This is a genomic window from Nocardia jiangsuensis, from assembly GCF_042650385.1.
In the GTDB taxonomy this organism is placed as follows: domain Bacteria; phylum Actinomycetota; class Actinomycetes; order Mycobacteriales; family Mycobacteriaceae; genus Nocardia; species Nocardia jiangsuensis.
Genome location: NZ_JBHSAX010000014.1, coordinates 676,112 through 693,956, shown reverse-complemented (window position 1 = coordinate 693,956; position 17,845 = coordinate 676,112). Strand labels below are relative to the sequence as shown.

Here is a 17,845-nt window from a genome sequence, read left to right as displayed (position 1 = left end):
GTCACGCCTCCGCCAGCCCGAAGCGGCGGTGCGCCCGGCGCAGCGGCTGCGGCGCGTACCAGGCCGCCCGGCCGAGCAGCCGCATGGTCACCGGCACCAGCACGCCGCGCACCAGGGTGGCGTCGATCAGGATCGCGAGCCCGGCACCGAGACCGAAGAACTGGATGAAGCGCACGTCGCTCACCACGAAGGCGAGGAAGCTGATCGAGATCAGCGCCGCGGCCGTCGTGACCAGCCGCCCGGTCCGCGCCAGCCCCTCGACCACCGCCTCCTCGTCGCCGAGGCCGCTGTCGCGCAGCTCCATGATCCGGCTGATCACGAAGACCTCATAGTCCATGGAGAGCCCGAAGGTGATGCAGAAGAGCAGCAGCAGCATCGAGACGTCCAGCGGCGCCGGGGTGAAGCCGAGCAGCCCGGCGAAGTGCCCCTGCTGGAACACCCAGACCATGAGCCCGAGCGTGGCGGCGAGGCTCAGCGCGTTGGAGAGCAGCGCGCGCAGCGGCTGCACCACGCTCCCGGTGAAGAGGAAGAGCAGCACGAAGGTGGAGAGCACGATCCAGCCGACGGCGTACGGCAGCCGCGACCCGATCGAGGCGAGGCTGTCCCGCAGCTCGGCCACCTGGCCGCCGACCAGCGCGGTGCTCCCCGCCGGGCCAGGCACCGCACGCACCCGGTCCACGAGCTCGCGGGCCTGCGGCGTCTCCCGGTCCAGCTCGGTGCGCACGGTCAGCCGCTGCGCCTCCGGCCGGGCGAAGCGGGCGTCGGCGGGCGAGCTCGCCCGGAGCGCGCCGTCCGCGAAGGTGCCCGCGGCGGAGTCGACCTGGGTCACGCCCGGCACCGCGGAGAGCGCCGTCGCGTACCCGGCCAGCACGTCGGGGGCGACCGCGCCGGTGGTCACCACGGTGAGCGAGTTGAGGTCGCCACCGCCGAAGTCCGCGCGCATGGCGTCGCCGACCTGCCGCACCTCGGTGCTCGCCGGGAGCACCCGGTCGTCCGGTGTGCCGAACCGCACGTCGAGCAGCGGCGCGGCGGCCAGCAGGAGCAGCGCGAGCACCGGCAGCCCGGCCAGCACCGGGCGGCGCAGCGCGAAGCCGGCCAGCCGCTGCCAGAACGGCGCCGCCGCGCCGCGGATGCCGCGCACGCCGGGCACCTTCCAGGCGTCCGCCCGCTCGCCGAGCAGCGCGAGCAGCGCGGGCAGCACCACGACGCCCGCCACCGCGGCGATGGCGACCACGCCGATGCCGCCGTAGGCGAAGGAGCGCAGGAAGTACTGCGGGAAGATCACCAGCGCGGCCAGCGCGGCCACCACCGTCGCGGCGCTGAACGCGATGGTGCGGCCCGCGGTGGCGACCGCACCGACCACCGCCTCGTCCGGGCTCCGGCCCGCCGCCCGGTGCTCCCGGAACCGCGCGACCATGAGCAGCCCGTAGTCGACGGCGAGGCCGAGGCCGAGCCCGGTGGTCAGGTTGACCGCGTAGATCGAGACGTCGGTGATCGAGCCGAGGATCGACAGCTCGGCGAAGGTGCCGAGGATGGCGATCCCGCCGACGACGAGGGTGAGCAGCGCGGCGACCACATTGCCGTAGGCGAGGACCAGCAGGATCAGGATGAGCGGCACCGCGATCGCCTCGGCCAGCGCGAGATCCCCGCCGATCTGCTCGGAGACCGCGTGGAAGACGGCGGAGCCGCCGCCGACGAGCACCCGCACCGGTGGCCCGTCGGCCTGGTAGGTGGCCACGATCTTCGCGGCGACGCGATCCTGCTCGGCAGGGTCGGTGGCGGCGTTGCCCGCCAGCACCACCGCGGCGCCGCCGTCGGCGGCGCGCATGGCAGGCGCGCCGGTGTCCCAGTACGAGACCACGTTCACCAGCCGGTCGTCGGCGGCCAGCCGCGCGGCCAGCGCCCGGCCCGCCGCCGCGGCCTCCGGTGCGTCGATTCCCCCGTCCGCGGTGACCAGGAAGACGTAGTCGCTGTCGGCCCCGAACTCCGCGGCGAGCCTGCTCGCGGCCAGGCTCGACTCGGCGCCGGGATCGGTCTGGCCGCCGGATTGCATCTTGCCGAAGGCGGTGGCGCCGAGCAGCCCACCGCCGATCAGCGCGAGCACGCCTGCGATCAACACCAGCCGTGCGTGGCGGACGACGAGCCCACCCAGTTTCTCGAACATCCCCGACTCCCCGCTCCTTCAATGTGTACATCCATAAACTTTATGGGCGTTAACTTGCCACACGATGTGCACGGGCGTCAACATCGAGCGGATGACGAAGAAAAAGCCGGCGGGCGTCTACCACCACGGCGACCTGCGCAATGCGCTGGTGCAGGCGGCGGGCGCGCTGGCGGTGCGCGGCGGGCCGGGCGCGGTGACGGTGCGGGCCGCGGCGCGCGAGGCCGGGGTGACGCCGACGGCGGCGTACCGGCACTTCACCAATCAGGAGGCACTGCTGCGGGCGGCTCAGCAGCAGGCTCAGCACACGCTCTTCACCGTCATGTCCGCCGAGGTCGACGCGGACGCGCCCGCCATCGAGCGGCTGCGCGCCGCGGGCCGCGGCTACATCACCTTCGCGCTGCGCGAGCCCGGCCTCTTCCGCACCGCCTTCTGCGCCCCGGCCAACACCGGCGCGCTGGCCGGCGACGAACCCGCCTTCACGCTGCTCTCCACCCTCCTGGACGAGCTGGTCGAGACCGGGTACACCGCGCCGGAGGACCGTCCCGACGCCGAGATCGCCGCCTGGTCGGCGGTGCACGGCGTCGCCGCGCTGCTGCTGGACGGGGTGTTCTCCTGGATGCAGCGGGACGCGGCGATCGAGGCCGTCGTCGGGGTCGTCGCGCGCGGCCTCGCGACCGGCCCCGCCGCGCACTGACCCGGCGAGTTCGATCCGCGCAGAGCGCAATTCACCGCGGCGCCGGGCTCGCTAGCATTGACGGTATGGCAGGTCTGCGCGCTCGCGCCCTCGGCACCATGGCCGGGCAGCTCGGCAATCCGCACGGAATCCTCGGCACGGTGGTGGCCGGGATGCTGAACCGGGGCAATCGCCCCGCGGTGGCGGCCGCCGTCGCCGCGGCGGGCATCACCCCCGGCGCCACCGTCGCCGATCTCGGCTTCGGCGGCGGGGCCGGGCTGGCCATGCTGCTGGACAAGGTCGGCTCCAGCGGCATCGTGCACGGCGTCGAGATCTCCCCGGACATGATCGCGAGCGCGCGCAAGCGGTACGCCCCGCAGGTGCGCTCCGGCACCCTGCAGGTGGCTGCGGGCTCGCTCACCGCGCTGCCGCTGCGGGACGGCGTGCTGGACGCCGCGATCACCGTCAACACGGTCTACTTCGTCGACGACCTGCCCGCAGCCTTCGCCGAACTCGCCAGGACGATCCGGCCCGGCGGCGTCGCTGTGGTCGGCATCGGCGACCCCGACGCGATGGTGAAGCTGCCCTTCACCGCGCACGGTTTCCGGCTGCGCCCCGCCGACGAGGTGGCCGCCGCGCTGGAGCGGAGCGGCTTCGTTGTGCAGCGCAGCAGCCCCGGGGGCACCCGGATTCCGTTCCACGTGCTCGCCGGCCGCCGCGGCCTCGACTGACGTCTCGGAAACGCGAGAAGCCCGGTCCGATGGACCGGGCTCTCCTACTGTGGGCGAAGGGGGACTTGAACCCCCACGTCCTTACGGACACTGGCACCTGAAGCCAGCGCGTCTGCCATTCCGCCACTCGCCCGAGCGACTGGAAGACCGTATCACGCACCGTCGGCGAAACCGAAATCGCCTGTTGACAAGCTGTGACCAGTCCTTGACCACCCCGGGAACCTCCTGGGCTTTCCGGGAGTTACAGGGGTGGAGGATCGTGGATATCATGCAGTGAACGTGCTCGAACCACGACACGCCAACCAGTTGTGTCGTTGTTATGGATCGGTAGGAGTCCACACACCGGAGGGAGGCTGAGATGGGCATCGTCGATCGATTCGAACGGCGTCTGCAAGGCGCCGTCGGTGATGCGGCCGCTCGCGTTTTCGGTGGCAGCGTCGTCCCCAAGGAAGTGGAGGCGGCGCTGCAGCGTGAGGCGTCCGATCGGGTCCAGGACGTCGGCGGCGGGCACCTGCTCGCGCCGAACAGTTATGTGATCACCGTCGCCGCGTCCGATCACGCGCAACTCGCCGCAGATCCCGAGCTCACCAGCAAGGCGTTCGCCAAGTACCTGCACGACTACATCCGCGATCAGGGGTGGCAGACGTACGGCGAAGTACACGTGGCATTCGAGGCATCCCCTACGCTGCACACCGGACAGTTCAGGGCGAGCGGCCGGGTGGATCCCGACGTCGGCCGCGGAGCTCCGGCTCCTGGCCGATCGGGGGCGTCCGCTCCGTCGCCAGGAGCTGCGCAACAACGACCCGCAAACCCGCAACCAGGAGCTGGCCCCATGACGCAGAACTCTGGCTACGACCCGAGCCGTGAGCCCGCGGAGTCCGATCCACGCAACCGCGGGTACGCACCGCCGCCCGCCGGTCGGCCGCAGAACGGCGCCTACGGCGACGATTACGGCCGCGGCGCCGCCGCGCCGGAGGGCTACAGCGACTACCAGGCCGGTGGCGACTACCAGAACGGCTACGGCCAGCCGGGTTACGGCGCCGAGCAGCCCGGGTACGGCGCGGGCAGGGCCTACGGCGAGCAGCCGCCCGGATACGGCCAGCAGGGCGGATACGGCGCTGCCGGTGGCGCGCCGCAGGCCTACTCCGAGCCGGGCTACGAGCAGCAGCAGCCGGGTGGCTACGGCGGGCAACCGCCCGGATACGGCGCCGAGCGCGGCTACGGCCAGCAGGGCGGCGGCTACGGCGCCGAGCAGCCGGGCTACGGCGCGGCCCAGCCCGGGTACGGCGAGCCGGGCTACGGCGCCGAGCAGCCGGGTGCAGGCTACGGCGCGGAGCAGCAGCAGGGCTACGGCCAGGCCGGGTACGGCGCGGGCGGGCAGGCCGGCTACGGCGAGCAGGGCTACGGCCAGGCGGGTGCGGGCTACGGCGATCGTGCCGGCTACGGCGCCGCCCCTGCGGCCCCGGCCGGTTACGGCCAGGCGCCGGGCGCCGCCCCTGGCTACGGCCAGGAGCAGGAGTACCGCGATCCCGGCTACGGCGAGCAGCCCGGCTACGGCCAGGGCGGCGGCTACGGCGCCGAGGAGCGCGGCGGCTACGCGGGCCAGCAGGCCGGCTACGGCGACCGCGGCGGCTACGCGGGCGGCGCGGCGGCGCCCGCGGCACAGCCGGGCTACGCGGCCCCCGCGGCAGGCTCCGGTTTCCAGGCGACCCTCCAGCTGGACGACGGCAGCGGCCGGACCTACCAGCTCCGGGAGGGGAGCAACATCATCGGCCGCGGCCAGGACGCGCACTTCCGGCTGCCGGACACCGGCGTCTCGCGCAGGCACATCGAGGTTCGCTGGGACGGCCAGACCGCGATGCTCTCGGATCTCGGTTCGACCAACGGGACGCTGGTCAACGGGTCTCCGGTGCAGGACTGGCAACTCGCGGACGGCGATGTGATCCGGGCCGGACACTCCGAGATCCTGATCCGAATCGTCTGATCCCGTAAGCTCGCCAACCAGATCACAGGTACGACGGCAGCCCTGGGCGCCGTCGTACCGTGTTCACACCCGGCCTTCGGCCCTATGATGCTGCCAATCCACGCGCGGCTCGTCGGACGAATTCGAGCCGGGTGAGGTCAGCAAGCCGGTGGGGGCTCTCGAGCCGCCATCGTCGTCCGCGCAGACGGTGAACAGGAGGTGGAACGCCGTGCAGGGACTGATTCTGCAAGTGACCCGTGCGGGGTTCCTGCTACTGCTGTGGCTGTTCGTGTGGGCTATCCTGCGGACCTTGCGCAGCGACATCTACGCGGCATCCGGCATCCGGATACAGCCCAGGGCCACACGCGGGTCGACGGTGCTGCCTTCCTTCAGCCGAGGCCAGAAGGGCGCCAAATTCCTTGTGGTGACTCATGGTTCACTCGCCGGCACCCGCATCACGCTCAGCACCCAGCCGGTGCTGATCGGGCGTGCGGACGACTCGACGCTGGTACTCACCGACGACTACGCCTCCACCCGGCATGCGAGGATCTCACCGCGCGGTGAGGACTGGTACGTCGAGGATCTCGGCTCCACCAACGGCACGTATCTCGACCGTGCGAAAGTCACCACCCCCGTTCGTGTTCCGCTCGGCACCCCGGTGCGGGTCGGCAAAACAGTGATCGAGCTCCGATCGTGACACTTGTTCTCCGCTATGCAGCGCGCAGCGACCGCGGTCTCGTCCGGGCCAACAACGAGGACTCCGTCTACGCGGGCGCACGCCTGCTCGCTCTGGCGGACGGAATGGGCGGCCACGCGGCAGGCGAGGTCGCCTCGCAGCTGATGATCGCCGCGCTGGCCCACCTCGACGACGACGAACCCGGCCCCGACCTGCTCGGCAAGCTCGACCATGCCACCCGCGAGGGCAACGCCGCGATCGCCGATCAGGTCGAGGAGGAGCCCGAGCTCGACGGCATGGGCACCACGCTGACCGCGATCCTCTTCGCGGGCAAGAAGCTCGGCATGGTGCACATCGGCGACTCGCGGGCGTACATGCTCCGCGACGCCGAGCTGGCCCAGATCACCAGGGACGACACCTTCGTGCAGTCGCTGGTGGACGAGGGCCGGATCACCCCGGAGCAGGCGCACACGCACCCGCAGCGCTCGCTGATCATGCGGGCGCTCACCGGCAACGAGATCGACCCGACGCTGGTCATGCGCGAGGCCAAGGCCGGCGACCGGTACCTGCTCTGCTCGGACGGCCTCTCCGACGTGGTCAGCGACGAGACCATCGCGAACACCATGCGCGAGGGCAATACCGACGAGTGCGCCGACCGGCTCATCGAGCTGGCGCTGCGCAGCGGCGGGCCGGACAACGTGACCGTCGTCGTCGCCGACGTGATCGACCTGGACTACGGCCAGAGCCACCCGATCGTGGCGGGCGCCGCCTCCGGGGTCGACGACGACACCCCGCCGCCGAACACCGCGGCGGGCCGGGCCGCCGCCATCCGGCCGCCCAGGCAGAGCACGCCGCGCCGCACCGCGGCGAGCCCCGAGCCGGAGCCGCCTGCCAAGTCGAAGAAGCTGCGCTGGATCGCGCTCGCGGTCGCGCTGGTGATCGCGGTCGGGATCGGGCTGATCGTCGGCTACAAGATGATCCGCAGCAACTACTACGTCGGGGCCGACAACGGCTCGGTGGTGATCCTGCGCGGGCTGCCCGGCACCGTGCTCGGCTGGTCCGTGCACGATGTCGACCTGGTCGGCTGCGTGAGCAGGACCGGGCAGCTGACGCTGGCCGACCCCGGCTCCGACCAGCCGGCGGGCTGCCTGCCGCTGAAGGTCGACGACCTGGAGCAGACCGGCCGCGACCAGGTGGAGAGGGGGCTGCCGCCGGGCTCGCTGGAGAAGGCGAGGGACCAGATGGAGGTGCTGGCACAGCGGGAACTGCTGCCTGCCTGCGTCAAGGCCAGCACGCCCGCGCCGCAGCCGAGCACCCCCGCGCCGCAGCCGGCCGCCTCGCCCGAGCCGGGTGCCCCCGCGCCGGAGCCTGCGCCCGCCCCGCAGCCGGGCGAGCCGCAGCCGGAGAACCGGGAGGGGCAGCCCGCGGCGCCGAAGCCGGAGCAGGCGCAGCCGTCCACCCCCCAGATCGCGGGGGAGAACTGCCGGGTGACGGACTGATGTCCGCTCCGGCACCGCCGCAGGCCGGGGGATACCCCAGCCCGCCCGGCGGCTTCGCGCCCGCGCCCCCGCCCGCCACCAGGCGGAACGCGGAGCTGCTTCTGCTCGGCTTCGCCGCGGTGATCACCACCGCGTCGCTCGTCCTCGTCGAGGCCAGCCAGGAACAGTCGATCACCTGGGACATCGCCAAGTACGGATTGGCCTACCTGGCGCTGTTCGGCATCGCGCACCTCGCGGTGCGGCGCTTCGCCCCGTTCGCCGACCCGCTGCTGCTGCCGATCGCCGCGCTGCTCAACGGCCTCGGGCTGGTCCTCATCCACCGGCTCGACCTGGCCGCCGCGCAGAGCGCCGCCTACAACGGCTCCGAGGCGCCGTCGCCGGACGCCAACTCGCAGGTGCTCTGGACCGCGCTCGGCATGATCGTCTTCGTCGGCGTGCTCGTCGTGCTGCGCGATTACCGCACGCTCGCCCGCTACAGCTACACCCTCGGGCTGGTCGGGCTGGTCGCGCTGGCCATCCCGGCGCTGCTTCCCGGCCGCTTCTCCGAGGCCAACGGCGCCAAGATCTGGATCCGGCTGCCCGGCATCAGCCTGCAGCCGGGCGAGTTCGCCAAGATCCTGCTGATCATCTTCTTCGCCTCGGTGCTCGTGGCCAGGCGCGATCTCTTCACCGTCGCGGGTAAGCGCTTCCTCGGCATGGAGTTCCCGCGCGCCCGCGACCTCGGGCCGATCCTGGTGGTCTGGATCGTCTGCATCGGCGTGCTGGTCTTCGAGAAGGATCTCGGCACCTCGCTGCTGATCTTCAGCACCGTGCTGGTGATGCTCTACATCGCCACCGAGCGGGTCGGCTGGCTGCTGATCGGCTTCTCGCTGCTCGGGGTCGGCTTCGTCTTCGCCTACCAGCTCTTCGGCCACGTCCGGGTGCGGGTGGACACCTGGCTGCACCCGTTCGAGGACTACAGCAACACCGGCTACCAGATCTCCCAGTCGCTCTTCGGCCTCGCCACCGGCGGGCTGGCAGGCACCGGGCTCGGCAGCGGCCGCCCCTCGCAGGTTCCGTTCGCCAAGACCGACTTCATCGTCACCACCATCGGCGAGGAGCTCGGGCTGATCGGGCTGGCCGCCGTGCTGATCCTGTTCCTGATGCTGGTGGTGCGCGGGCTGCGTACCGCGCTCGCGGTGCGCGACAGCTTCGGCAAGCTGCTCGCGGCCGGGCTCGCCTTCACCATCGCGGTGCAGGTCTTCGTCGTGGTCGGCGGTGTCACCAAGCTGATCCCGCTGACCGGCCTCACCACGCCGTTCGTCTCCTACGGCGGTTCGTCGCTGCTGGCCAACTACGCGCTGCTCGCGCTGCTGATCCGGATCTCGGACGCCGCCCGCGCCCCGGCGCCGGTGGCGCGCAGGGAGCCCGCCGCTCCGCTCGCGGAGGCCCAGACCGAGATGATCGGGCGTCGACGGGAAGCGAGGCCCCAGGAATGAACACCCCCCTGCGCCGCGTCGCGGTCGCGGTGATGGTCATGATCGTGGCGCTGCTGATGAACGCGACCTACGTGCAGGTCATCAAGGCCGACGACTACCGCACCGACCCGCGCAACTCGCGCGTCCTGCTGGACGAGTACTCCCGCCAGCGCGGCCAGATCGCCGCGGGCGGGACGGTGCTGGCCAGCTCGGTGGCGACCGACGACCGGTACAAGTACCTGCGCACCTACCCCACCGAGCCGGCCGCCTACGCCCCGGTGACCGGCTTCTACTCGATGAACTACGGCAGCACCGGGCTGGAGCGCGCGGAGGACTCGCTGCTCAACGGCTCGGACAGCCAGCTCTTCGGGCGCAGGCTGATCGACATGATCGCCGGCCGCGACCCGCGCGGCGCGAACGTCGTCACCACGCTGAACCCGGCCATGCAGCAGGTCGCCTACGACCAGCTGACCAGCAAGGGCTACACCGGTTCGGTGGTCGCGATCGAGCCGTCCTCCGGCAAGATCCTGACCATGGTGTCCACCCCGAGCTACGACCCGAACCGGCTCTCCGGGCACGACGGCGCCGCGGTCTCCCAGGCCTACGACGAGCTCAGCACCGACCCGGACCAGCCCATGCTGAACCGGGCCGTCTCGCAGACCTACCCGCCCGGCTCCACCTTCAAGGTGATCACCACCGCCGCGGCGCTCTCGGCCAACGTCGCCAGGCCGGAGGACCAGCTCACCGCCGCGCCGACGATCACGCTGCCCGGCACGAGCACCACACTGGAGAACTACAACGGCAACACCTGCGGCGGGGGCGGCACCGCCTCGCTGTTCGACGCGTTCCGGCTCTCCTGCAACACCGCCTTCGTCGAGCTGAGCCAGCGGGTCGGCGGCGCCGCGCTCAAGGACGAGGCCGCGGCCTTCGGCATCGGCCCGCACCGCGGCATCCCGATCCCGGTGGCGGAGAGCACCGTCGGCAGCATCCCGGACGCGGCCGCGCTCGGCCAGTCCAGCATCGGCCAGCGCGATGTCGCGCTGACCCCGCTGGACAACGCCGTGGTCGCCGCCACCGTCGCCAACGGCGGCGTCCGGATGGAGCCGTACCTGGTCGACCAGACCCAGGGCTCCGACCTCAGCGAGCTCTCCCGCACCGAGCCGGTCTCGGTGGGACAGGCGGTCAGCGCCCAGGTAGCGTCTCAGCTGACCAACCTGATGATCGCCTCGGAGAACAACACCGTCGGGAGCGGGCGGTCCGGATACCAGATCGCCTCCAAGACCGGCACCGCCGAGCACGGCAGCGACCCACGGAACACCCCGCCGCACGCGTGGTACATCGCCTTCGCGCCCGCCCAGAACCCGAAGATCGCCATCGCGGTGATCGTCGAGAACGGCGGCGATCGCGCACTGGCCGCGACCGGCGGCTCGGTGGCGGCTCCGGTGGCGCGCGCGGTGCTCGACGCCGGGCTGCGAGGGGGCTGAACAGATGGACGTGCGAGTGAATGTACGGGGGCCCCAGTGCTGAACAACGGCGCCATGATCGCCGACCGATACCGCCTGCACCGGCTCATCGCCACCGGTGGCATGGGGCAGGTGTGGGAAGCCCTCGACACCCGGCTCGACCGCCGGGTCGCCGTCAAGGTGCTCAAGTCCGAGTTCTCCACCGACCCGACCTTCCGGCAGCGTTTCCGCACCGAGGCGAAGACCACCGCGCAGCTGAACCACTCCGGCATCGCGGGCATCTACGACTACGGCGAGACGCTCGACCCCTCCGGCGGCGAGATGGCCTACCTGGTCATGGAGCTGGTGCAGGGTGAGCCGCTGAACGCCGTGCTGAACCGGCTCGGCAGGCTCTCCGTCGTGCAGGGCCTCGACCTGCTGGAGCAGACCGGCCGGGCGCTGGAGGCGGCGCACGTCGCCGGTGTGGTGCACCGCGACGTCAAGCCGGGCAACATCCTGGTGACGCCGACCGGGCAGGTCAAGATCACCGACTTCGGCATCGCGAAGGCGGTCGACGCCTCGCCGGTGACCAAGACCGGCATGGTGATGGGCACCGCCCAGTACATCGCGCCCGAGCAGGCGATCGGCGAGGACGCCACGTCCGCCTCCGACGTCTACTCGCTCGGCGTGGTCGGCTACGAGGCGCTGGCCGGGCAGCGGCCGTTCACCGGCGACGGCGCCATCACCGTCGCCATGAAGCACGTCCGCGAGGCGCCGCCGCCGATGCCCGCCGATCTGCCCGCCAATGTGCGCGAGCTGATCGAGATCGTCATGGCCAAGGACCCGAACCAGCGCTACGGCAGCGGCGGCGAGTTCGCCGACGCCGTCGCCGCGGTCAAGGCCGGGCGCCGCCCGCCGCCACCGCGCGTCGGCGCCGCCGGTTCGATGACCGGCGCGACCCGGGTGCTCCCGCCCGGCCCGACCGCCATGATCCCGTCCGGTCAGCAGACCTACGAGGGCGCCACCGTGCGCTACTCGGCCCCGGCAGCCAACGCGGTCGCGAACGCGGGTCCGCCGACGCACGGCCACGCCCCGGCCACCGCGCACGCGCAGCGGATCCCGCCCGCGGGCGGCACCCCGGACCGCAGGGACGACAACAAGTCCACCCGGAACTGGCTGATCGCGCTCGGCATCGGCGCGGTGCTGCTCGGCGGCGCCGTGCTCTACCTGCTCTTCGGCGGCGACACCAACCCGGAGAACACCCCGGCGCCGACCACGACGCAGGCACCGGTGCCCCCGCCGCCACCGCCCGCGCCGATCACCACCACCAGGCAGGCGCCCCCGCCGCAGCCGGAGCCGAGCTACGAGCCGCCGCCGACCACGACGGAGGCCCCCACGACGACGCAGGCCCCCACCACGACGACGGTGCCGCCGAGCAGCGCGCCGAGCACCACCAAGCCGACCACCACCGCGGGCAGCACGACGACGCGCTCCCGCTTCCCGACGCTCGACCTGCCGTTCCCCGACGCCCCCGGTGCCCAGGGGGCGGACTCCACTTCCCGCGCGCCCTTCACCCCGTGGCAAGGACAACAATGACGACGCCGAAGAATCTCGGCTCCCGGTACGAGCTGGGCGAGATCATCGGGTTCGGCGGGATGTCCGAGGTGCACAAGGCCCGCGACGTCCGGCTCAGCCGGGATGTGGCGATCAAGGTGCTGCGCGCCGACCTGGCCCGCGACCCCACCTTCTACCTGCGCTTCAAGCGCGAGGCGCAGAACGCCGCGGCGCTGAACCACCCGGCCATCGTCGCGGTCTACGACACCGGCGAGACCGAGATCGACGGCGGCCCGCTGCCGTACATCGTGATGGAGTACGTCGACGGCGACACCCTGCGCGACCTGGTGCGCGGCAAGGGCCCGCTGCCGCCGCGACGCGCGATGGAGGTCATCGCCGACGTCTGCGCCGCGCTCGACTTCAGCCACAACGCCGGCATCGTGCACCGCGACATGAAGCCGGCCAACATCATGATCAACCGCGCCGGCGCGGTGAAGGTCATGGACTTCGGCATCGCCCGCGCCATCGCGGACAGCGCCAACCCCATGACGCAGACCGCCGCGGTGATCGGCACCGCCCAGTACCTCTCCCCCGAGCAGGCCCGCGGCGAGACCGTCGACGCCCGCTCGGATGTCTACTCGGTCGGCTGCGTCCTCTTCGAGATCCTCACCGCCGAGCCGCCCTTCACCGGCGACTCGCCGATCGCGGTCGCCTACCAGCACGTCAGGGAGGATCCCCGGCTGCCGTCGCACGTGCACTCGGGCGTGCCGCGCGAGCTGGACTCCGTCGTGCTCAAGGCGATGAGCAAGAACCCGGCCAACCGGTACCAGAGCGCCGCCGAGATGCGCGCCGACCTGATCCGGGTGCTCGGCGGGCAGAAGCCGAGCGCGCCCATGGTGATGACCGACGAGGACCGCACCACCATCCTCGACTCCGACGAGCCTGCCCCGCGCAGCTACCGCACGGTGGAGCGGCGCGAGGACCGGGACGACGAGGAGCCGCCGGAGCAGAACGAGCGCCGCCGCTCGGCGTACCTGGCGCTCGGCGTCGCGGCCGCGGTGCTGGTGGCGTTCGGGCTGTTCTGGGTGTTCCTCGGCCCGGGAAGCAAGCCGGACCAGCGGGCCGTTCCCGATCTCTCCGGCAAGCCGGCCGCGCAGGCGCAGACCTCGCTGCAGCAGCTCGGGTTCAGCGTCGCCGTGCAGGAGAAGCCGGACGCGCGGGTGGCGGCGGGCAACGTGATCGCCACCCAGCCGCTCGGCGGCTCGCGGGCGGACGAGGGAAGCACCATCACCGTGCAGGTCTCCACCGGCCCGCAGCAGGTGCAGGTGCCCCGGCTGGACGGCCTCACCCAGCAGCAGGCCGAGCAGGAGCTGAACTCCAAGGGGCTGCGGCTCGACCCGAACGTCCGCAGGCAACCCTCCGGCGACGCCGAGCGCGACAAGGTGATCGCGCAGGAGCCCTCGGCCGGGTCGAGGATCGACGTGGACGGCGCCGTCCTGCTGACCATCGGCACCGGCCCTGAGCAGGTGCGGGTGCCGAACGTGGTGGGTCAGGACATCAACGTCGCGCAGCCGAACCTGGTGGACGGCGCCGGGTTCGAGATCGTGATCCAGGAGGTCCAGTCCAGCAAGCCGAAGGGCGAGGTGGTCGCGACCACGCCGTCCGGCGGCACCAGCGCGGAGAAGGGCTCCACCGTCACCGTGCAGGTCTCCAGCGGTGAGCAGGTCAGGATGCCGTCACTGGTCGGGCTGACGGTGGCGCAGGCGGTCGACCGGCTGCGTGCCGAGGGCTGGTCCGGCGGGGCCGGGCAGATCGACCAGAGCACCCAGGGCACCTTCGACACGCTCGCGGTCGGCAAGGTGATCGGCCAGCAGCCCAGCGCGGGCTCGTCGGTGGCGAAGAACGGCACCGTCTCGCTCACGGTCGGGGTGCTCGGGCCGCCCTGATCGCTCGGCAGAGGCCGAGGTGGCGGTTCACCGCGCGTGCCGCCTCGGCCGGCTCGGGCAGCTCGACGCCGACGCAGTCGGCCACGAAGGTGGCCGGTTCGCCCCAGGCGATTCACCACGCGCGGGATCCCCGCGTCGAGTACCCGCTGGGCGCACGGCCGCCTGCTCGCCGTCGCGCGCTGGGAGCAGGGCGCTGGGCGGGCTGAGCTGGGCCAGGGCGATGGCGCGTTCCAGGAACCGGTGGTCGTCGCCGGGCATCAGTTCTCCGCTTCGACGCGCGGCAGGTAGCGCAGTACGGCCACGTCGCCGACGGCTTCCACCCCCGCGAGCCGCATGCGGTGCGCAGGGCCACCGGGGAATGCGGCCTGCCCGACGAAGCGCGGCGCCGCCGCGTCGCCGACCAGGAGTGGCGCCACCGCCACGTGCAGCTCGTCGGCGAGCCCCGCTGCCAGGAAGGCGGTGTGCATCCGGGTGCCGCCCTCGACCATGAGCCTGCCGATCCCCCGCGCGCCGAGATCGTCGAGCAGGGCGCCCAGGGCGAGCTCGGGGCCGAGGCTGCGCACCTCGGCCAGCCCGGTCAGCCGGTCGCCGAGCCTGGTCCGGCCCGCGTCGGTGGTGTAGACGAGTTTGGCATCGCCGTGGTGCCAGAATCGCAGCCCGGCATCGAGGTCGCCCAGCGCCGTCACCGTGATCTTGAGCGGGTACTCCGGCTTGCCCGCCGCCGCCCGAGCGGCGCGCCGCTCGGCGCTGTTCACCAGCAGCCGCGGATTGTCCCGGCGCAGCGTCTCGGCGCCGATCAGGACGGCGTCCGACTCGGCCCGCACCTGATCGACCCGATCGAAATCCGCGGTGTTCGAGAGCAGCAGACGCTGCGGGCTCGCGTCGTCGATATAGCCGTCAACGCTGACCGCGACGGAGAGCAGCACGTGGGGCCGCGCGCTCACTGCGGCACCAGCGCGGCGACCTCCGCTTCCAGCGTCGCGACCAGCCCCTCGGCGGGGCGCTGCCCGCACACCTCCAGCCAGTTCGCGAGCATCCGGTGGCCGCCGCGGGTGAGCACCGACTCCGGGTGGAACTGCACGCCGTGGATCGGCAGCGTGCGGTGCCGCATGGCCATCACGATCCCGCTCTCGGTGCGGCCGAGCACCTCGATCTCCGGCGGCAGCGTCTCCTCCAGCACGGTCAGCGAGTGGTAGCGGGTCGCGGTGAAGGGGTCGGGCAGCCCGGCCAGCACTCCGGCGCCGAGGTGGTACACCTCGCTGGTCTTGCCGTGCAGCAGCTCGGGGGCGCGGGTGACGGTGCCGCCGAAGACCGCGCCGATCGCCTGGTGGCCGAGGCAGACGCCGAGCAGCGGGGTGGCGGCGTCGGCGCAGGCGCGGACCAGCTCCATGCTGACACCGGCGCGGTCCGGGGTGCCGGGGCCCGGGCTGATCAGCACCCCGTCGTACTCGGTCGCGATTCCGGCCGGATCGGCCAACTCCGGGTCGTCGTTGCGCCACACCACGGCCTCGACTCCGAGCTGGCCCAGGTACTGGACCAGGTTGAAGACGAAGCTGTCGTAGTTGTCGACGACCAGAACGCGCATGACACGAGGGTACTGGCCCGCGCAAACCGGTATTCGGGGCCGTGACCTGGTGGGCTAGCCTGGAACCCGAGACCACGCGGGCGGCCGGTACCCCGCCCGGACGCCGAACGCGAGGACACCATGCCGAAGTCGAAGGTCCGCAAGAAGACCGACTACACCATCAACCCGGCCAGCCGCACCCCCGTGAAGGTGAAGGCGGTGGGGCCGTCGCCGGTCTGGTACGTCGCCATCATGCTCGGTTTCATGCTGGCCGGCCTGGTCTGGCTGCTCGTCTACTACCTGGCCGCCGAGCAGATCCAGTGGATGGCCGATCTCAATGCCTGGAACTTCCTGATCGGCTTCGGGCTCATGGTGGTCGGGCTGATCATGACCATGCGGTGGCGCTGACCTGGTCCGCACCCGAATCACACCAGTGTGTTTCATGCACACCTGTGGATGATTCTGTGGACAACTCGAGGACAACCTGGGGAGAACACCCGTGAACGCCGGTGACACCGACGATCGCACCACCTGGACCACCCCCGCACCCGCCCTGGCCGCCGTGGCCGCGGGCGGGGTCGCGCTCGGCATCGCGGCGATCTTCGCCGCCGATGCCCCGAGCATGGTCCTGGTCGGGGTGGCCGCGCTCGGGCTGCTCGGGCTGGCCGGGCTCGGCCTGCGCCAGCGCCCCCGGGTGACCATCGTTCCCGGCGCCGAGCCGCGGCTGGTGGTGCGCGGGCTCACCGGGCCGGTGAGTTACACCCGCCCGCAGATCCTGCGCGCGCGGATCACGCACTACCGCAGGCTCGGCCGGAAGACGCCGATGCTGGAGCTCGACGTCGAGCGACCGGATCACGACGACGACCGCCTGCTCATCTTCGGCCGCTGGGATCTCGGCGCGAACCCGGAGGAGCTGTTCGAGGCCATGCTCCGGCACAGCCTGGTGCACCGGGGCTGATCAGACCAGGCTCATCCCGGCGAGGCCGATCACCGCGAGCGCCCCGAGCCCGACCGCTGCCAGACTCACCCAGCCGATGGTGCGCGCCGCCTCCGGCGATTTCGCGCCCGTCCACTGCGGCAGGAAGAGCACCCCGAGCGTGGCGAGCGTGCCCGCCGTCAGCCCGCCCAGGTGCCCCCAGAGCGAGATGCCGGGCAGCGAGAGGCTGATGATCACATTGATGCCGATCACGATGAGCATCTGATTCGGGCTCTGCCGCAGCCGGATCAGCACCACGGTGACCGCGCCGAAGAGGCCGTACACGGCCCCGGACGCCCCCGCCGTCAGGCTGTCCTGGGAGAAGAGCATCACGCCCGCCGAGCCGCCGAGCAGCGCGACCAGGTAGACCAGCAGGTACCGCACCCGCCCGAGCACCAGTTCGCAATCGCGGCCGACCACGTACAGCGCGAACATGTTGACCAGCAGGTGCAGCGGGCCGTAGTGCAGGAAGCCGGAGCCGAGCACCCGCCACCACTCGCCGTCCGCCACCGCGGGCGGGTAGAGCACCCAGTCCAGGAAGAGCCCGGAGCGCTGGTTGTCGACCACGCTGCCCGCCTCGGCCGCGGTGATGCCGAAGACCAGCAGGTTGAGCGCGATGAGCGCGTAGGTGACCAGCGGGCGCGGCGCGGCGCCTGCCGGCGCGCCCGCGACCGTGCGCACCTGCGGCACCGAGCGCCGATCCTGCTGCAGGCAGTCGACGCAGTGCTGTCCGACCGCGGCGGGGCGCAGGCAGTCCGCGCAGGCGGGGCGGCCACAGCGGGTGCAGGCGAGACCGGTCGCCCGATCCGGGTGCCGAACGCAGACGGGGGCGGGCGGTTGTGGTTGCATCGTCTCCTCGCTCCGTTCCCGCCGCGCGGCGGTACCACCGGCCATCCTGCCATCTCCGGCCGATCGCGCAGGTCGGCGACGGATTCGGCGCGGTTCCCGCCGGTGTGCCACAGTGGTGCCATGAGCTCGGCTTCCCGGCGGGTCTCCACCCGCTCCCGCACGCGCAATCGCCTGATCGCCGCGGCCGCCGTCACCGCGGCGGGCGCCGCCGCCGCTGTGGCCCGCAGCCGCCGGCCGCAGCCGCCCGCCCCCGCACCCGCGCCGCCGCGCATCGGCTACTCGCGCAGCGCGGGCACCGGCGAGCCGGAGCCGGGCCAAACCGTCTGACCCGCTCCCCACCCCTGGGCCCAG

Annotated in this window: 16 protein-coding genes and 1 tRNA gene; 12 read left to right on the top strand and 5 right to left on the bottom strand. The window is 72.3% G+C overall.

The genetic code is table 11. The features are described from left to right. Position 1: 1 nt before the first annotated feature. On the bottom strand, positions 2-2,164 hold the full coding sequence (locus ACFO0B_RS17565) for an MMPL family transporter (RefSeq protein WP_378613539.1): 2,163 nt from the start codon (positions 2,162-2,164) through the stop codon (positions 2-4). A 91-nt stretch (positions 2,165-2,255) separates the two neighbouring features. Between ACFO0B_RS17565 and ACFO0B_RS17560 the strand changes: the two genes are divergently transcribed. Beyond that, positions 2,256-2,858, top strand: a complete 603-nt coding sequence (locus tag ACFO0B_RS17560; protein WP_378613538.1) for a TetR/AcrR family transcriptional regulator — start codon at positions 2,256-2,258, stop codon at positions 2,856-2,858. Between the two features lie 65 nt (positions 2,859-2,923). Further along, positions 2,924-3,568, top strand: a complete 645-nt coding sequence (locus ACFO0B_RS17555) for a class I SAM-dependent methyltransferase (protein ID WP_378613537.1) — start codon at positions 2,924-2,926, stop codon at positions 3,566-3,568. Between the two features lie 50 nt (positions 3,569-3,618). Here the strand turns inward: ACFO0B_RS17555 and ACFO0B_RS17550 are convergent. Next, a tRNA-Leu gene (locus ACFO0B_RS17550) sits at positions 3,619-3,701 on the bottom strand. A gap of 225 nt (positions 3,702-3,926) precedes the next feature. Here ACFO0B_RS17550 and ACFO0B_RS17545 point away from each other — a divergent pair. From ACFO0B_RS17545 to pknB, 7 genes are all read left to right on the top strand, one after another. Continuing rightward, the gene (locus ACFO0B_RS17545) at positions 3,927-5,552 is read left to right on the top strand and encodes a DUF3662 and FHA domain-containing protein (protein ID WP_378613536.1); all 1,626 of its coding nucleotides are present in this window, start codon (positions 3,927-3,929) and stop codon (positions 5,550-5,552) included. Positions 5,553-5,760: 208 nt separating this feature from the next. Continuing rightward, positions 5,761-6,228, top strand: coding sequence for an FHA domain-containing protein FhaB/FipA (locus ACFO0B_RS17540; protein ID WP_233015391.1), 468 nt, complete (start codon positions 5,761-5,763; stop codon positions 6,226-6,228). Beyond that, positions 6,225-7,706, top strand: a complete 1,482-nt coding sequence (locus tag ACFO0B_RS17535) for a PP2C family protein-serine/threonine phosphatase (protein WP_378613535.1) — start codon at positions 6,225-6,227, stop codon at positions 7,704-7,706. Before ACFO0B_RS17540 ends, ACFO0B_RS17535 begins: the two co-directional genes overlap by 4 nt. Further along, positions 7,706-9,184, top strand: a complete 1,479-nt coding sequence (locus ACFO0B_RS17530; RefSeq protein ID WP_378613534.1) for an FtsW/RodA/SpoVE family cell cycle protein — start codon at positions 7,706-7,708, stop codon at positions 9,182-9,184. Before ACFO0B_RS17535 ends, ACFO0B_RS17530 begins: the two co-directional genes overlap by 1 nt. Then, positions 9,181-10,647 (top strand): peptidoglycan D,D-transpeptidase FtsI family protein, encoded by a 1,467-nt coding sequence (locus ACFO0B_RS17525; protein WP_378613533.1) that lies wholly within the window; start codon positions 9,181-9,183, stop codon positions 10,645-10,647. Before ACFO0B_RS17530 ends, ACFO0B_RS17525 begins: the two co-directional genes overlap by 4 nt. Before the next feature lie 54 nt (positions 10,648-10,701). Further along, positions 10,702-12,201 (top strand): protein kinase domain-containing protein, encoded by a 1,500-nt coding sequence (locus tag ACFO0B_RS17520; RefSeq protein WP_378613532.1) that lies wholly within the window; start codon positions 10,702-10,704, stop codon positions 12,199-12,201. After that, the gene (gene pknB, locus ACFO0B_RS17515) at positions 12,198-14,105 is read left to right on the top strand and encodes a Stk1 family PASTA domain-containing Ser/Thr kinase (protein ID WP_378613531.1); all 1,908 of its coding nucleotides are present in this window, start codon (positions 12,198-12,200) and stop codon (positions 14,103-14,105) included. The genes ACFO0B_RS17520 and pknB overlap by 4 nt, the downstream gene beginning before the upstream one ends. 257 nt (positions 14,106-14,362) lie before the next feature. On the opposite strand, the gene ACFO0B_RS17510 is transcribed toward pknB, so the two are convergent. Next, a complete protein-coding gene (locus ACFO0B_RS17510; RefSeq protein WP_378613530.1) occupies positions 14,363-15,049 on the bottom strand; it encodes a RibD family protein in 687 nt (228 codons plus the stop codon). Further along, on the bottom strand, positions 15,046-15,690 hold the full coding sequence (locus ACFO0B_RS17505) for an aminodeoxychorismate/anthranilate synthase component II (RefSeq protein ID WP_378613529.1): 645 nt from the start codon (positions 15,688-15,690) through the stop codon (positions 15,046-15,048). The genes ACFO0B_RS17510 and ACFO0B_RS17505 overlap by 4 nt, the downstream gene beginning before the upstream one ends. 120 nt (positions 15,691-15,810) lie before the next feature. Here ACFO0B_RS17505 and crgA point away from each other — a divergent pair, with 120 nt between their 5' ends. Continuing rightward, complete coding sequence (gene crgA / locus ACFO0B_RS17500) at positions 15,811-16,077, top strand: cell division protein CrgA (protein ID WP_233015383.1); 267 nt, start codon at positions 15,811-15,813, stop codon at positions 16,075-16,077. Between the two features lie 91 nt (positions 16,078-16,168). Beyond that, positions 16,169-16,627, top strand: a complete 459-nt coding sequence (locus ACFO0B_RS17495) for a PH domain-containing protein (protein WP_378613528.1) — start codon at positions 16,169-16,171, stop codon at positions 16,625-16,627. Here the strand turns inward: ACFO0B_RS17495 and ACFO0B_RS17490 are convergent, their stop codons facing one another. Beyond that, positions 16,628-17,494: a rhomboid family intramembrane serine protease gene (locus ACFO0B_RS17490; RefSeq protein WP_378613527.1), complete on the bottom strand. Its 867-nt coding sequence runs from the start codon at positions 17,492-17,494 to the stop codon at positions 16,628-16,630. Between the two features lie 120 nt (positions 17,495-17,614). Between ACFO0B_RS17490 and ACFO0B_RS17485 the strand changes: the two genes are divergently transcribed. Continuing rightward, positions 17,615-17,821: a hypothetical protein gene (locus ACFO0B_RS17485; protein ID WP_378613526.1), complete on the top strand. Its 207-nt coding sequence runs from the start codon at positions 17,615-17,617 to the stop codon at positions 17,819-17,821. Positions 17,822-17,845: the final 24 nt, after the last annotated feature.

Coding starts and splice junctions, on each gene's coding strand:
- ACFO0B_RS17565 (WP_378613539.1), bottom strand. CDS start 2,164: ATGTTCGAGAAACTGGGTGGGCTCGTCGTCCGCCACGCACGGCTGGTG.
- ACFO0B_RS17560 (WP_378613538.1), top strand. CDS start 2,256: ATGACGAAGAAAAAGCCGGCGGGCGTCTACCACCACGGCGACCTGCGC.
- ACFO0B_RS17555 (WP_378613537.1), top strand. CDS start 2,924: ATGGCAGGTCTGCGCGCTCGCGCCCTCGGCACCATGGCCGGGCAGCTC.
- ACFO0B_RS17545 (WP_378613536.1), top strand. CDS start 3,927: ATGGGCATCGTCGATCGATTCGAACGGCGTCTGCAAGGCGCCGTCGGT.
- ACFO0B_RS17530 (WP_378613534.1), top strand. CDS start 7,706: ATGTCCGCTCCGGCACCGCCGCAGGCCGGGGGATACCCCAGCCCGCCC.
- ACFO0B_RS17525 (WP_378613533.1), top strand. CDS start 9,181: ATGAACACCCCCCTGCGCCGCGTCGCGGTCGCGGTGATGGTCATGATC.
- ACFO0B_RS17520 (WP_378613532.1), top strand. CDS start 10,702: ATGATCGCCGACCGATACCGCCTGCACCGGCTCATCGCCACCGGTGGC.
- pknB (WP_378613531.1), top strand. CDS start 12,198: ATGACGACGCCGAAGAATCTCGGCTCCCGGTACGAGCTGGGCGAGATC.
- ACFO0B_RS17505 (WP_378613529.1), bottom strand. CDS start 15,690: ATGCGCGTTCTGGTCGTCGACAACTACGACAGCTTCGTCTTCAACCTG.
- crgA (WP_233015383.1), top strand. CDS start 15,811: ATGCCGAAGTCGAAGGTCCGCAAGAAGACCGACTACACCATCAACCCG.
- ACFO0B_RS17490 (WP_378613527.1), bottom strand. CDS start 17,494: ATGCAACCACAACCGCCCGCCCCCGTCTGCGTTCGGCACCCGGATCGG.
- ACFO0B_RS17485 (WP_378613526.1), top strand. CDS start 17,615: ATGAGCTCGGCTTCCCGGCGGGTCTCCACCCGCTCCCGCACGCGCAAT.